The organism is Clostridioides sp. ZZV14-6154 (assembly GCF_020657785.1).
In the GTDB taxonomy this organism is placed as follows: Bacteria; Bacillota; Clostridia; order Peptostreptococcales; family Peptostreptococcaceae; genus Clostridioides.
Genome location: NZ_JAGWCY010000002.1, coordinates 1 through 14,465 on the forward strand (window position 1 = coordinate 1; position 14,465 = coordinate 14,465).

Below are 14,465 nucleotides of genomic sequence, written 5' to 3' on the forward strand. Positions count from 1 at the left end.
TAAACTTAGCCATATAAATGGTAATCATAAGGGTTAGGAACTAGCCTAATAGCTTGGAGATACTGATAACAATAGTTATCTTGACCAAGAAGCCACCACTTCAAACATTACCGTAGGTAGTTAAGTGGATGGTAGTTCACATCCTATGGGTAAATTAATTGAAAGTATAGAGAAAATAAGAGATGGAGATACAAGTATAAGATTCAATAATGATAAAAATAATGAATATACTGAAATTGCTACCGCTTTTAATAATTTAATTGATACAATGGTAAGTAACTCTGAAGAACTTAAAAGAATAAATGATGACTTAGAAGTGTTGACTGCAAATATTCCTGGAGGAGTATATAAGTATAGTTGTGATGGAAATTACATATTTAGCTTTATAAATTAAGGATATCAAAAATTGTTAGGATATACAAAAGAAGAGTTTGAATCATTTTTCGATAATAAATTGTTAAATGTTATATATGAAGGTGATCGTAAACTGGTTAAAAATGCACTAGAAAAACAATTAAAAAATAGCAATATACTTGAAGTTGAATATAGAGTTGTTCGCTCTGATGGAGAAATACTTTGGTTATTAGATAAAGGCCAAATAGTAAAGGATAAATATGGGAAGCCTTGGGTTTATTGTGTTGTAATTGATATTACATCAAGTAAGTCAGCTCAAGAGCAGTTGGATATAAGTGAAGAGTGCTATAGAATTGTTATGGAGCAAGAAAATAATATTGTTTTTGAATGGAACTTAAATACAGATACAGTAAATATTTCTGACAATTGGGAAAAGAAATTTGGATATAAACTAGTTAGAAGTAATTTAATTGAAGGTATATTGAAAAATGAAATCATCTATAAAGATGATATACAGAAGTATTTAGACCTTTTTACAAATGCTATAAAAGGTGATAACCCATATCATGAAAAAGAACTTAGATTTAGAAAAGGAAAAGATAAATATATTTGGTGTAAAGTTAGATTATCTAGTATTATTGATAAGTATAGTCAATGTACACGTATTATTGGTGTCGTTGTAGATATAGATAAAGAAAAACGAAAAAATGAAGAACTTGAAAATAGAGCCCAAAGGGATTTGCTTACAGGACTGTATAATAAAATCACAGCAGAGGATTTAGTTAGAAAATACATAGAAAATGAAGGAAAAAACCTTAAAAGTGCATTATTTATAATCGATATTGATGACTTTAAAGGAATTAATGATAATTTAGGCCACTTATTTGGAGATGCAGTTTTAAATGATATATCATCTAAATTTATAAATATATTTAGAGAAAATGATATTATTGGGCGTATAGGTGGAGATGAATTTTTAATTTTTTTAAAGGATTTACATTCAGAAAAAGTATTAAAGAAAAAGGCAGATGAATTAATAAATCTATTTAGACGTTCATTTACAGGAAAAAATAAAGATTATAAGATTTTTGGAAGTATAGGGATATCTATTTATCCTGATAATGGTAAAAATTTCAAGGAGATTTTTAGATGTGCAGACAATGCACTTTATTTTGCAAAGGGAAAAGGCAAAGATTGCTATTGTATATATGAAAATAATAGCAAAATTATGGATAATGGATTAATAAAAACCAAAACCTTTAATTCTGTCTTAGGTGGAGAAGAAAATATTGATGAAGCATACAAAACTAAGTCAACATTTAGACAGAATTTTTATGAATATATATTTAGAATTTTATATGAGTCCAAAGATGTTGATACAGCAGTAAATTTTATATTAGAATTAGTTGGTAAAACTTATGATGTAAGTCGTGCATATATATTTGAAAATTCAGATAATAATCTTTGCTGTAACAATACATTCGAATGGTGCAATGATGGTATTAACCCAGAGATAAGTAATCTTAAAAAAGTATCATATAGTTTATTTGATGATTATAAACAAAATTTTAATGATAGAGGAATTTTTTACTGCAAGGATATATCTTCACTTGATGATGAGTTATATAAAATTTTGAAAGTACAAGGGATAGTATCTATGTTACAATGTGCAATCTTAGATGAGGGCGAATTTAGTGGATATGTAGGATTTGACGAATGTAATGGAAATAGATTTTGGACAAAAGAGGAAATAGAATCCTTGACATTTATATCAGAAATATTAAGTATATTCTTAATTAAAAAGCGTAAAGAAGATAAATTAATAAAATCTTATAAAACTATAAAAGCAGTTATGGATAATTTGAATTCATGGACTTATGTGATAAACAAGAATACATATGAGCTTTTATTTATAAACCAAAAGACATTAAGTATAGCTCCAAACACAGAGATAAATCAATTATGTTATAAAGCATTTTGGAATATAGATAAACCATGTGAAGTTTGTCCAATGAATGAACTTAGCGAGGAAAAAAGTTTTTGTACAATAGAATTGTATAATGATAATCTTAATGTTTGGACTAGTGCTAATGCTTCATATATTGAATGGAATGAAGAAAAAAGTGCGTGCCTAATGTGCTGTAATGATATAACTAAATATAAAGAAAATGAATCTAAACCTGAACCTAATTGTTAGTGATATATTTATAGTATAATACTACTACTATTTTTATTTTAATAAAATATAGCATAAAAAAACCAATTGTTTTGTAAGTAGACTATACAAGTTTACTTGAACCAGTATCTCTACAAAACAATTGGTTTTATGCTATTTTATAATTTTAAATTTAGAAGGAATTTTAACTTCTGATTTTTCTTTTATTTTAGAAGCTTGTTTTTTAACTTTTTCCAATAACTCAGATTCATTTACAACTAATACCGTTCTTTCTTTCATAAGCCACTTTCCATCACAAATTGTAGAATCTACATTTTCGCTAGTCATAGAATACACTATGTTTCCAATTGGATTATGCATTGGTAAGCAATGAATTGTATCTGGATTAAGAATAATCATATCTGCTTTTTTGCCAACTTCAAGACTACCAATTTCTTTTTCAAGTAAAGCACATTTTGCTCCATTTATAGTAGCCATTTCTAATATTTGTTCAGCTGGAATAACTGTTGGATTTAAAGTTCTTCCTTTATGTATTAATGAAGTTAAATACATATCTCTCATTAAATCCATTCTATTATTTGAAGGGGCCCCATCCGTACCAATTGAGACTGGAATTCCTTTTTCTAGCATTTCAGGAATTGATGCAAAACCTAGTACTACTTTCATAGCTGCACCAGGGTTATGGGAAACTTTTACATCATGCAATCTGAATAAATCAATTTCTTTATGAGTAAGCCAAACTGTATGAGCAGCTAAAAGATTTGGCCCCAAAACGCCTAACTTATCAAGATATTCAACTGTTCCAACTCCAGTATTTTGTTTTACAAATGAAATTTCATCAGCTATTTCAGCTATATGCATGTGTATACCTGTGTTGTATTTGTCAGCTAATTGTTTAGTTCTAACAAGTAAATCCTCAGTTGTATTAAAAATAGTTCTTAAAGCAAACCATATTTTAATTCTTTCATTAGATGTATTATTAAACTTATGGAATAAATCTAATTGAGTGTTGATTTCTTCATCAGTAGTTTTTTGCCATGCTTCAGGAAGACCATCTCCTGTATCCATAACTGACTTAGCTAGACATGCTCTAACTCCAGTTTTATCAACAGCTTCAACCATAGCATCGACATATTGACCACCAGACTCTAAAAATGTAGTAACACCAGATTTTATTAGTTCTACACAACATGCAGTAGATGAGATTAAAGAATCTTCGTAATTAAAGCTACTTTCATATGGCCAGATTCTTTCTCTAAGCCATGTTAAAAGCACAACATCATCAGAAAGACCACGACCTAATTGTTGAGATAAGTGAACATGTGTATTGACTAACCCTGGCATTAATATTTTTCCATTAGCATCGTATATTTCAGCATCTTTATCTACAATATTATTATCAAATTTACCAACTTTTTTTATAATATTGTCTTCAATAAGTATACTTCCATTCTCATATACTTCTCTATCTGTATTCATAGTGATTAGATATGCATTTTTTATAAGTAATTGTGACATAAATATCATCCCTTTTCTATGTATTTTTTTATCTATCTATATATTATGATAATAAATTTTATATATAAAGTTAATAGCAAAATCAATTTAGATATAAAATTGATTTTGCTATTTGTAAATTAAAAATAAATAAGCTTTTAATATATCAAAATTAAAATACTAACTTAGTACTAAGTTTACAACTGCAAGTATTCCTATAACCCAAAGTGTGATACTAATTTTATCAGTTTCTTTAGCTACAACATGCATTATTATATATGAAATAAATCCAAAACACAAACCAATACTTATACTATAAGTTAGAGGCATCAATAAAACTGTAACAAAGGCAGGGACTGCTATTTTACTATCAGCAAAATCGATTTGTTTTATACTTTCAAACATGAATACCCCAACCATAACAAGTGCAGGCGCTGCAGCATAAGTAGGAACTATACCAAGTAATGGTGTAAATATAAGTGTAGCTAAGAATAATGCTGCTGTTACTACAGAAGCAAGTCCAGTTCTTGCACCTGCTGCTATACCAGAAGCTGATTCTCCAAATGTTGTAACTGTGCTAGTTCCTAAAAACGAACCTATTAAAGTAGAAGAAACGTCTGCATATAACATTTTTCCAAGGTCTTTTATTTCTCCATTTTCATCTTCAAGACCCATCTGCTTGCAACAAGTGATAAGGAATGCTAATGAATCAAACATGTCTATAAACATGAAAGAGAATATAGGTCCAATTAATGAGAATTTTAGTGCTCCTACAATATCTAATTTAAAAGCAATTGGTGCTATACTTGGTGGTGTTGAGATTATTGCTGTTGGTAATTCTACAAATCCACATATAATAGATATTACTGTTGCGACGACTATACTTATTAATATTCCACCTTTAATTTTTTTGTACTCTAATATCGCCATTAAGATAAGTGCAAAAAGAGCTATTAAAACTGTTGGTGTAAAATCTGCAAGTGAAACTATTGTATCTGGGTTTGCAATTATAACCCCCATGTTTTTTAAACCGACAAAAGCAAGGAAAAGACCTATACCTGCTGAAGATGCTACTGCTAATTCTCGAGGAATTGCATCAGCAATTGTCTTTCGTAGACCTGTTACTGCGAGTGTGAAGAATACACATCCAGATAAGAACACAACTCCAAGACCTGTTTGCCATGGAATTCCTGCTCCTATAACCAATGAATATGTGAAGAATGCATTTAGACCCATACCAGGTGCTAGTGCAAATGGTGCATTTCCTAAAATTGCAAATATCAGTGTACCAATGGCTGTAGCTAATATAGTAACTGTTATAAGTGCTGCTTTATCCATACCAGCCTCAGATAATATTGCTGGATTTACGAAAACTATGTATGCCATTGTTAAGAATGTAGTAACTCCACCTATTATTTCTGTCTTAAGGTTAGAGCCACGTTCGCTGAATTTAAACATTTTGTCTAAAAAGCTTAATGATGAATTATTTCCACCTGGTTGTACATTATTAGTGTTTGGTACCATTTTTACCTCCAAAAAACTTTAAAATATAAACAAAAAAATATATATTCATATAGATAGAATAGAATATATATTAAAATTAACATTCTATTCATAGAAAACTCATTTAAGGTGAGTTTGTAGAGACTATTAGACCATATTACTAATATTATATGAACATTTTCTATTTGTTTTTCTGTTGTATTATATCGTAATATTGTATTATTTACAATAAATTTAAAGAAATTATTCGTTTTTTTGTCGATTTTATAAAAAATTGAGGTCATTTTTTATAAAAAATAATTATTTCTAAAGATAAATATTACAGAAGTATAATAAATGTTATACTTTTATAACATTTATGCTATTAATGGAAATTCATTATAAATAAGTTTGTGATATAATTATAAATGTACTGAATACAAGAATATTTCGTAAAAACTTTTTAATATATTGAAAGTACATATAATAGTTTAATATAATAATAAAAATGAATTTAAAAATAATATAATTTATAGTGGAGGAGAAAATGACTAAAATTATTAAAGTACAAAATCCTAAATTTACAGGGGAATTAGAAAATGTTGAAAATATTGAAGCTGTATTAGATGATATATTCAATGATGAAAAAATATTTAATAAAACTATAGAAAATGAGGTTATAAGTGATTTGGATATTACAAGAGCAAGTTTTGAATCTTGTATATTTAGAAATGTATCCTTTGAAAATTGTAATTTAAAAAAGATTGACTTACTTGATGTAGTATTTGAAAACTGTAATTTATCCAATACATCTTTCGATGGAGGAAGTATATACAGAGTTGAATTTAAAGACAGTAAATTAATAGGAGTTAGATTGGATGATTGTATACTTAAAAACGTATTGTTTAAGGATGTTTTAGGTAGATATTCTAACTTCTCGTTTTCTAAGTTTAAGATAGTTTCTATTTTAGATTCAAATTTTGAAAGTTCTGTGTTTCAGGAAGTAAAAAATGAAAATTTAGTATTTGAGTATACAAATTTAAAAAAAGCGAATTTTAATGGAACTAAACTTTCTGGAGTAGATTTTACTACTAATAATATTGAAGGTATTGAAGTAGGAATAGATGATATTAGAGGAGCGTGTTTTGATGTGTCACAAGCAATCGATTTAACAAAACTGATGGGAATTATCATAAAATGAAAATTATATTCAAATATTAAATTGGGAAAACGTTAACAATGTGAGAATTTTTACCAGATTGACATTTTTATGAAAATAAAGTAAGATTATCTTAATATTCAAAATATTTTCAAAGGGGGTAGTTTGGTGTGAGTAAGCAGATGAGAGATATTTTTATAGTTGGTTTTGCTTTGTTTTCTATGTTCTTTGGCGCAGGAAATCTTATGTTCCCTCCATTCTTAGGAATGGAATCCGGTAAAGACTGGTTAATTCCTCTTGTTGGCTTTGTTGTTGCAGATGCTGGTATAGCAATGCTTGTTATCATAGCAACAGCAAGATGTAAAGGAAGCATGGATGATGTACTTAGAAGAGCAGGTAAAGGATTAGCAAGAGTAATGAGTGTAGCTGCTCTAGCATGTTTAGCACTTCTTGTTATACCAAGAACTTGTGCAACAACATATGAAATGGGTATTATACCTATATTTGGAGACCATGGAGCAGCAGCTAAAGCAGTATTTTCAGTAATATTCTTTGGTTTAACTTTAGCATTTACGATTAGATCTTCTAAAGTCATAGACATAATAGGTAAATATTTAACTCCAGCGCTATTATTAGTATTATTTGCTCTAATTGTAAAAGGGATAATCTCTCCAGCAGGACCTATGAGTCCAGAACATATGATAGATAAAAATCTATTTGGTGAAGGGATATCACAAGGTTATCAAACAATGGATGCTCTAGGTGCAGCATCTATGGCTACTATAATGTTAATGTCTATAGTGGCTAAAGGATATACATCAGATAAAGACCAAATAGGCATGACTATTAAAGCTGGTTTTGTAGCCTGTGTATTCTTGGCATTAGTATATGGTGGTCTTACTTATCTAGGAGCAACAGCTTCAACTTTATATGATACTAGCATACCTCAAGCATCTTTATTAGTTGAGATAACTAGTATACTATTATATGGTCAAGTAGGAAAGGTAATTTTAGGTGTAATTGTAGCACTTGCCTGTTTAACTACTTCTACAGGTCTAACAGCATCAATTTCAACTTATTTTGAAGGAATAAGTAAAGCAACTTATAAACAACTAGTTATAGGTATATGTGTGGCTAGTATGCTTATATCTAATTTAGGTGTTGATGCTATAATAGCTATATCAGTTCCAATTCTACAAACAATATATCCTGTTTTATTGGCAATAGTTATCATGGAATTGGCTGGTAAACATATAAAAAATGATAATGCATTTAAAGGTGCAGCATATGTTACATTACTAGTTAGTGTATTATCAGCTGTAAATGGAATGACAGGAGCTGTTCCATTTATACAAAGTTTACCACTTGCAGGTTTGGGCTTTAACTGGGTAATACCAGCTATATTGGGTGGAATAGTTGGTAACTTCATAAAAAGCAACAAACAAATAGCATAGTAATTTATAATTAATTTAATTTTATAATATATATTTTTTTTAGTACTATGGGTAGATTTAATTAAAATCTAATCTACTCATAGTACTTTTTAGATTGGATTATAATAGTTGGGATATAATTTTTTATAATATAATTTTTCTTTGAAGTATGATAAAATTAGTAATAGTGATAAGAAAGTACAAATTTAGGAGGTTTTAACTAATGCTTAAAAAAATAACAGCATTTATGCTATCTATATGTTTAATCATTGGACTTACAGGCTGTAGCTTAGTTACTGGCAAAAATGATAAAGAGAAAATCATTGATGATTTTAAAGTTGCAGTAGTAACTCAGCCATTATCTGAAAATAAAGTACAATACAATATAGTAGAAGATTTAGCCAAAGAGTATAAGGAAGCTAATGAAACTGATAAAGAAAAAGATGGTGAAGCTAGAGTTGAGCGAACTATAAAACATGTTGTGTTGCCAGAAAACTTTACTTCTAATATAGATAAGTCTATAAATGAAATAGTAAAATTGACTGATGATGAAGAAATTCAGGCAATTGTAGTATCAACAGACCAAGCAGGTCTTTTACCAGCATTACAGAAGGTAAAAGAAAAGCGTCCAGAAATAATAACTATCTCAGCTCCTATGGGAGAGGACAAAAACCAATTGAGTCAATATGTAGATGTAAATCTAGGGATTGACACAGAGGAAAGAGGAAAGTTATTAGTTGAACGTTCAAAGGAAATGGGAGCAAAAGCTTTTATTCATTATGCATCTAAGGATGATTTGAAAGATGCTGATATCGCCAAAAGACTGGAAAAAATTAAAGAGACTTGTAGAAATTTAGGAATGCAATTTGTACAAGTTAATACACCAAATGTAAATACAGAAGAAGATAAAGGTAAAATGAAACAGTTTTTAAATGAAGATATTGATAAACAAGTTAAGAAGTATGGAAAAGATATAAATGTATTTGGTGTAAATGAGTACATGGATGAAGTTATATTAACTAAAGCTTTAGAGTTAAAATATATAGTTGCAGAGCAAAGTAATCCATCACCAGTGGAGACATACCCTAGCGTTATGGGATTTAAAATATCTAAAAAAGATGCTCAAAATTATGATAAGATAAATGATGTGATAAGTGAAAAGGCTAAAGCTGCTGGCATGTCAAATAGACTTGGTGGATATCCTATGCCAATGGATGCTTTTATACCATCATTAGCAACTTATCTTGCAACTGAAATGGTACTTCAAGATTTTACACAAGAAGATGTATGTGACCCAGACTATCTAGAGGCGTTTGCAGAATTAAAATTTGGTATTGGTTCAGAATTTACACCTTTAACAGAGGCACTTTATAATTATCAATCAGTAATATTAAATCAATTAATATATTAATATTAAAAGCTATGAAATTAATAATAAAAATTATTATTTCATAGCTTTTTTGCTGAAAGTATATTTTATTATTTTATAATCAGTTATAGTAAAAATAAAATTTATGATTATAAATATAAATTTTGAAGTAGTAAATTTGAATTACTATAAAACTAAAATATATTATTTTCTATAATTTTTATACCTTTTTCGGTGATAGAACTACCTTTTCTTCCTTTACCAGGAGTTAAATATTCATTAAATGTCAAATATTCTAGCATATTTCTTACTTCATATTCTGTGACATTATGCTCCATAAATTTCATGAGTTTTGCTCTTCCCATAGGTTTTATATATAGTGACTTTAGGATAGCAATACATATATTTTTGTCATATTGATTTAAATCATGAAATATAGATGTATTTCCTAACATATGATGATTATTTAATTTTGAAGATATATTTTGTGGCAGGTCATTTATCGTAAGTTGATTAGAACCCATATAAGCCATATATTCAATACAATTTCTCAATTCTCTGATATTTCCCATCCAAGTATAAGAATTTAAAGCCCTTAAGAGACTTTTATCAAGTTTAATATTTTTATAGGGAAGTTCTTTTAAAAATGATTCCAAAAGAAGTGGTATATCTTCTAATCTGTTTCTAAGAGGAGGCAACTCTAATGTGAACATACTTATCCTGTAAAACAAATCCATTCTAAATTTATTTTCTAAAATTAATTTTTCTAGGTTTTTATTTGTAGCAGCCAGTATTCTTACATCAATTGGAATAATATTTGTACCACCAATCTTTCTGATTTCTTTTTCTTGTAAAACTCTTAAGAGCTTTACTTGTAAATCATGTGGCATATCTCCTATCTCATCTAAAAATATGGTTCCAGTATGAGCTAATTCAAATAATCCCTTCTTTCCACCTTTTTTTGCTCCAGTAAAAGAACCATCTTCATATCCAAACAGTTCACTTTCAAGTAACTCACTTGGAAGTGAAGCACAATTTATTGCTACAAAAGGTTTATTTTTTCTATGAGAATGGTTGTGTATTGATTGAGTAAAAGCTTCTTTACCAGTACCTGTTTCGCCAGTTATTAGTATAGGGTTATCTGTAAGAGCCATTTTTTTTGCTTTTTTTATACAGTCTTTTATAACAGCACTATTTCCAATTATATTATTGAACTTATACTTGGCTATATAACCTCTTTTAACAGAGTCACTTCTTATTTTTTGCTCTAGTATTTCTATCTTGCTTACATCTTTTAATGTAATTAAGCAACCTTCTATATTTTTATAAAGATAAAATGGTTTTTTTGATAGTATAAATTTCTTGTCTATTTCATCTATGTATATAATCATATTATCTATGTTTAGATTTTTCGTGATTTTATCTAAAAAACTCTTTGGTAAAGATTCCATTAAAGAAGGTGATTTTATGAGTCTTTCATCTAATTCTAACATGCTTAGTAAAGATTTATTTACAAATGTGACCTTGTTAAATGTATTGAAAAATATTAATCCATCTCCAATTTCATCAATAGTCATATAGAGTATAGTTTTTAATTTAGATATATTATCTAATGATGTATTTAAAAAATCATGACTAAGTGTTTCCTTAGATAGCTTGTATAGTTTTTCTATAAACTTCTCGTTTTTTAGCTTTAATACTACTAGTAACGACATATATGTATCTAATGAAATTTTTCTCCAACCTAAGTCAACGATGTTTTTTATATATTTTGGTATAAATCTGGTCTGACCTGGTGTTATAGCTGTATCTAAATCATATATTTCTTCACAGTTTGGGTATGTTGGTACAAAATCAATATGATTTATTCCTATTTTATATAAATAAGTAGCCATTTCAAAGGCTGAAGTTTTATTGGTAGTCATAAGTAATGATTTTGTGCCTGGAGGTAGTTTCATCATTTTCTCATATCCAAGCTTTGAAAGTGCTTTTGTTCCATGGATAATTTCAATATCTTCCTTGAAATGCTTTATTAAAAAATTACTAGTTAAAGGTGATAGAGAAAGAACTACATCACCCTCTAAATTCTCTCTTATACCATCAAGTATATTTTGTGTTTCTATGCTTATTTCATCTCCAAAAAAGCTTATTAACTCTTCTTTGTAGTGGTCAGCATTTAATTTATCATATGTTATAAGGATTAATTTTTTTCTGTCCATTTTATTTCTCCTAACTAAGGTAATATTTAGTTTGCTTTTTTAAGAGCAGAACAAGTTATATTATACAACAAATAACATGATAAATTTATACATTTAGCTAAATAATAGGTTTTTGTAGGTTTTTATCCTATAAAAGCCTGTTTATAAAATTAGTTTTAAAAATTATATAGAAAAATATTTATAATATAAAGATTTTTCTACTGTATGTCAATAAAAGGTACATAAATAGAAGTTTAAAAAGTTAGCAATTGCAAGCTGTTCATGTTATGTAAAAAATTAACAATAAAAAAACAAATGAAAAAATATTATTATTAAAGTATTGGCATGGGTTTTGCTTAATAAAAAGGTGTACTAATAAAATTTATTTAAGCAGGAGGGAGAATTTATATGAGCAAACTAGAATCAACAACAGAAAAAATAGAAGTTAAATGGTATGGGTATGTAGCATTAATATTAGGAGCATTATTCTTTTCAGGAATATTTAAAGATGCACCTGGAGCATTAAAGGTACTAGATTTTAATAATGTATTAGGAAACTTTGGTTCATTGGGAACAGTTAATGATGGTGTAGGTACATTAGCTGCAAACTTTAGAGGAGATGGAGGGACTGGTCCTCGTGATGGATGGCTATATGCATTAACTTTAATACCATCAGTTATGTTTGCGCTTGGAATAGTTAGAGTTATAGACCACTTAGATGGTATGAAAGCAGCACAAAAACTTCTTAGTCCACTATTAAAACCATTACTAGGATTACCTGGATTTGCAGGATTAACTTTAATAGCTAGTTTACAATCTACAGATGCTGCTGCATCTATGACTAAGGAACTTAAAGATGATGGATATATAGATGAAAAGCAAAAAGCTGTTTTCTGTGCATTTCAATTTTCTGGCGCATCTGCAATCACGAATTTCTTTGCTTCAGGAGCAGCATTGTTCCCATTTATAGGCGATGTTCCAATATTTATACCACTTGCCTTAATATTAATTATGAAATTTGTTGGAGCAAACTTACTTAGATTATACTTAAATAAATTCGAAAAGGAGGAAGCTTAATATGAGTGATATAGCAAAAAAAGAGGTAAAAGTTAAAAAAGGAAATGTTATAGATGCATTTATTGGTGGAGCTAGAAATGGGTTTCAAATAAGTACAAATTCAATGGCTCCAAATGTTATATTTGGTTTTGCTATAATTTCTATATTCAATTTAACTGGTCTTTTGGATATAATAGGAACAATTTTCACACCTGTAATGAGCATATTTGGGCTTCCAGGCGTTGCAGCAACTGCAATAATGACGATATTTATATCAATGGGAGGAGCTTCTGGGGTAATAGCTGGCTTGTTTACAGCAGGTCAAATAAATCAAGCACATGTTGCAATACTTTTACCAATGTTATTACTTTCAGGAGCTCAGATACAATTTATGGGTAGACTGTTAGGAACAGCTGAATTAAAAACTAAATACTATCCACATATGTTCATAATAGCAACTTTAAATGGATGTATTGCAATGCTTATAATGAATTATTTTATAGTATAGATAACATATGAAAAAAATAATATAGGATAAAAATTAAAATTTATGGAGGTATTATATTATGGAAAATAATAAAAGTTATATTGACTATGTACATAAGGTGTATGATTATTTGCATACAATTCCAGAAAAAGGATTTGAAGAATACAAGACATCTACATTTCTTTTAGAAGAACTTAAAAAAATGGGATTTGAAAATATAGATGAAGGTGTTGCAGGAACTGGTATTATAGTAACAATAGACTCTAAAAAAGAAGGACCAGTATTTGCTATAAGAGCAGATATAGATGCATTAGAATTTATAATTGATGGAGAAAAGAAAATGATACATGCTTGTGGTCATGATGGTCACACTTCAATGCTTCTAACAGCTGCAAGATTAATAAAAGAAAGGGATTTGGTAAAAAAAGGAAAACTAAAAATAATTTTTCAACCAGGTGAAGAAAAACTTTATGGAGCATTAAGAGTAATAGATTCTGGTTTATTAGATGATGTTGAAGAGATGGTAGGTATGCATTTAAGACCTGGGCAAGATTGTAGATTAGGAAAGGCCATACCTGCAATGTATCATTGTGCCAGTTGCATAATGGAATTTAGTATTAAAGGTATTACTTGTCATGGTTCTAAGCCACACTTGGGTGTAAATGCAGTAGATGCTGTCTGTTTAGCAGTAAATGCAATAAATGCAATAAGAGTAAATCCAGCTGTTCCAAATTCTATTAAAGTTACAAATATATCAGTTAAAGGGGAAACATATAATAATATACCAGATGAAGCTTTTATGGCTTTAGATATAAGAGCAGAGAGTAATGAGATAATAGAAGAATTAAAAGAAAAAGCTATTCATGCTATAAAAACCGCTGCAAGTTCTATAAACGCAGAGGCTATACTACTTTCAAAAGATGGAGTTCCAGCAGCAGAGTTTGATGAAGGTCTTGTAAGTTTAGCTGAAGAGACTATTAAAGATGTACTTGGTGAAGATGCATCTATAGGTATATTTAAAAACTCTGGTGGAGAAGATTTTCACTATTATACTCAAAAACTAAAATGTAAGACTACATATATTGGACTGGGCGCTGATGCTACACCAGGATTTCATAATCCTAATGTGACATTTGATACTAAAGCTTTAGAATATGGAGTTGATATCTGGTGCAGACTAGTTGAAAAGAGATTAGGATAAGGTTTTAGATTAATTGCTTTGTATTTAAAAGTTTTTTAAAATTATGAAAAGAG

The 14,465-nt window shown here is 28.8% G+C and carries 11 protein-coding genes and 1 riboswitch; of the genes, 8 read left to right on the forward strand and 3 right to left on the reverse strand.

The genetic code is table 11. From position 1 onward, the window contains the following. The first annotated feature begins 124 nt into the window (after window positions 1-124). Window positions 125-394 (forward strand): HAMP domain-containing protein, encoded by a 270-nt coding sequence (locus tag KGF45_RS06540; protein WP_227842015.1) that lies wholly within the window; start codon window positions 125-127, stop codon window positions 392-394. Window positions 395-406: 12 nt separating this feature from the next. After that, complete coding sequence (locus KGF45_RS06545; RefSeq protein WP_227842016.1) at window positions 407-2,551, forward strand: diguanylate cyclase domain-containing protein; 2,145 nt, start codon at window positions 407-409, stop codon at window positions 2,549-2,551. Window positions 2,552-2,683: 132 nt separating this feature from the next. Here the strand turns inward: KGF45_RS06545 and KGF45_RS06550 are convergent, their stop codons facing one another. Beyond that, on the reverse strand, window positions 2,684-4,048 hold the full coding sequence (locus KGF45_RS06550; protein WP_227829222.1) for an amidohydrolase: 1,365 nt from the start codon (window positions 4,046-4,048) through the stop codon (window positions 2,684-2,686). A gap of 159 nt (window positions 4,049-4,207) precedes the next feature. Then, on the reverse strand, window positions 4,208-5,551 hold the full coding sequence (locus KGF45_RS06555) for an NCS2 family permease (protein WP_227829221.1): 1,344 nt from the start codon (window positions 5,549-5,551) through the stop codon (window positions 4,208-4,210). Between the two features lie 71 nt (window positions 5,552-5,622). After that, window positions 5,623-5,724: riboswitch (purine riboswitch) on the reverse strand. Window positions 5,725-6,056: 332 nt separating this feature from the next. Here KGF45_RS06555 and KGF45_RS06560 point away from each other — a divergent pair. The 3 genes from KGF45_RS06560 (at window position 6,057) to KGF45_RS06570 (ending at window position 9,512) form a co-directional block, all read left to right on the forward strand. Further along, the gene (locus KGF45_RS06560; protein WP_227829220.1) at window positions 6,057-6,710 is read left to right on the forward strand and encodes a pentapeptide repeat-containing protein; all 654 of its coding nucleotides are present in this window, start codon (window positions 6,057-6,059) and stop codon (window positions 6,708-6,710) included. A gap of 140 nt (window positions 6,711-6,850) precedes the next feature. Further along, window positions 6,851-8,122, forward strand: coding sequence for a branched-chain amino acid transport system II carrier protein (brnQ, locus tag KGF45_RS06565; RefSeq protein ID WP_227842353.1), 1,272 nt, complete (start codon window positions 6,851-6,853; stop codon window positions 8,120-8,122). Window positions 8,123-8,324: 202 nt separating this feature from the next. Next, entirely contained in the window at window positions 8,325-9,512 is a 1,188-nt protein-coding gene (locus KGF45_RS06570; protein ID WP_227829219.1) for a DUF3798 domain-containing protein, read from the forward strand. 152 nt (window positions 9,513-9,664) lie between these two features. Here KGF45_RS06570 and KGF45_RS06575 read toward each other — a convergent pair whose 3' ends face one another. Further along, window positions 9,665-11,689: a sigma 54-interacting transcriptional regulator gene (locus tag KGF45_RS06575; RefSeq protein WP_227842017.1), complete on the reverse strand. Its 2,025-nt coding sequence runs from the start codon at window positions 11,687-11,689 to the stop codon at window positions 9,665-9,667. A gap of 387 nt (window positions 11,690-12,076) precedes the next feature. Between KGF45_RS06575 and KGF45_RS06580 the strand changes: the two genes are divergently transcribed. From KGF45_RS06580 to KGF45_RS06590, 3 genes are read left to right on the forward strand one after another with little or no spacing between them, the layout of a single operon-like run. Beyond that, entirely contained in the window at window positions 12,077-12,745 is a 669-nt protein-coding gene (locus tag KGF45_RS06580; RefSeq protein WP_227432369.1) for a nucleoside recognition domain-containing protein, read from the forward strand. Window position 12,746: 1 nt separating this feature from the next. Next, window positions 12,747-13,232 (forward strand): YjiG family protein, encoded by a 486-nt coding sequence (locus KGF45_RS06585; protein WP_227829217.1) that lies wholly within the window; start codon window positions 12,747-12,749, stop codon window positions 13,230-13,232. Window positions 13,233-13,290: 58 nt separating this feature from the next. After that, window positions 13,291-14,412: a M20 peptidase aminoacylase family protein gene (locus KGF45_RS06590; protein WP_227829216.1), complete on the forward strand. Its 1,122-nt coding sequence runs from the start codon at window positions 13,291-13,293 to the stop codon at window positions 14,410-14,412. Window positions 14,413-14,465: the final 53 nt, after the last annotated feature.

Excerpts from the sequence above, each read along its gene's own strand:
- KGF45_RS06560 (WP_227829220.1), top strand. The coding sequence starts at position 6,057 with ATGACTAAAATTATTAAAGTACAAAATCCTAAATTTACAGGGGAATTA.
- KGF45_RS06550 (WP_227829222.1), bottom strand. The coding sequence starts at position 4,048 with ATGTCACAATTACTTATAAAAAATGCATATCTAATCACTATGAATACA.
- KGF45_RS06580 (WP_227432369.1), top strand. The coding sequence starts at position 12,077 with ATGAGCAAACTAGAATCAACAACAGAAAAAATAGAAGTTAAATGGTAT.
- KGF45_RS06575 (WP_227842017.1), bottom strand. The coding sequence starts at position 11,689 with ATGGACAGAAAAAAATTAATCCTTATAACATATGATAAATTAAATGCT.
- KGF45_RS06570 (WP_227829219.1), top strand. The coding sequence starts at position 8,325 with ATGCTTAAAAAAATAACAGCATTTATGCTATCTATATGTTTAATCATT.
- KGF45_RS06555 (WP_227829221.1), bottom strand. The coding sequence starts at position 5,551 with ATGGTACCAAACACTAATAATGTACAACCAGGTGGAAATAATTCATCA.
- KGF45_RS06590 (WP_227829216.1), top strand. The coding sequence starts at position 13,291 with ATGGAAAATAATAAAAGTTATATTGACTATGTACATAAGGTGTATGAT.
- brnQ (WP_227842353.1), top strand. The coding sequence starts at position 6,851 with ATGAGAGATATTTTTATAGTTGGTTTTGCTTTGTTTTCTATGTTCTTT.
- KGF45_RS06585 (WP_227829217.1), top strand. The coding sequence starts at position 12,747 with ATGAGTGATATAGCAAAAAAAGAGGTAAAAGTTAAAAAAGGAAATGTT.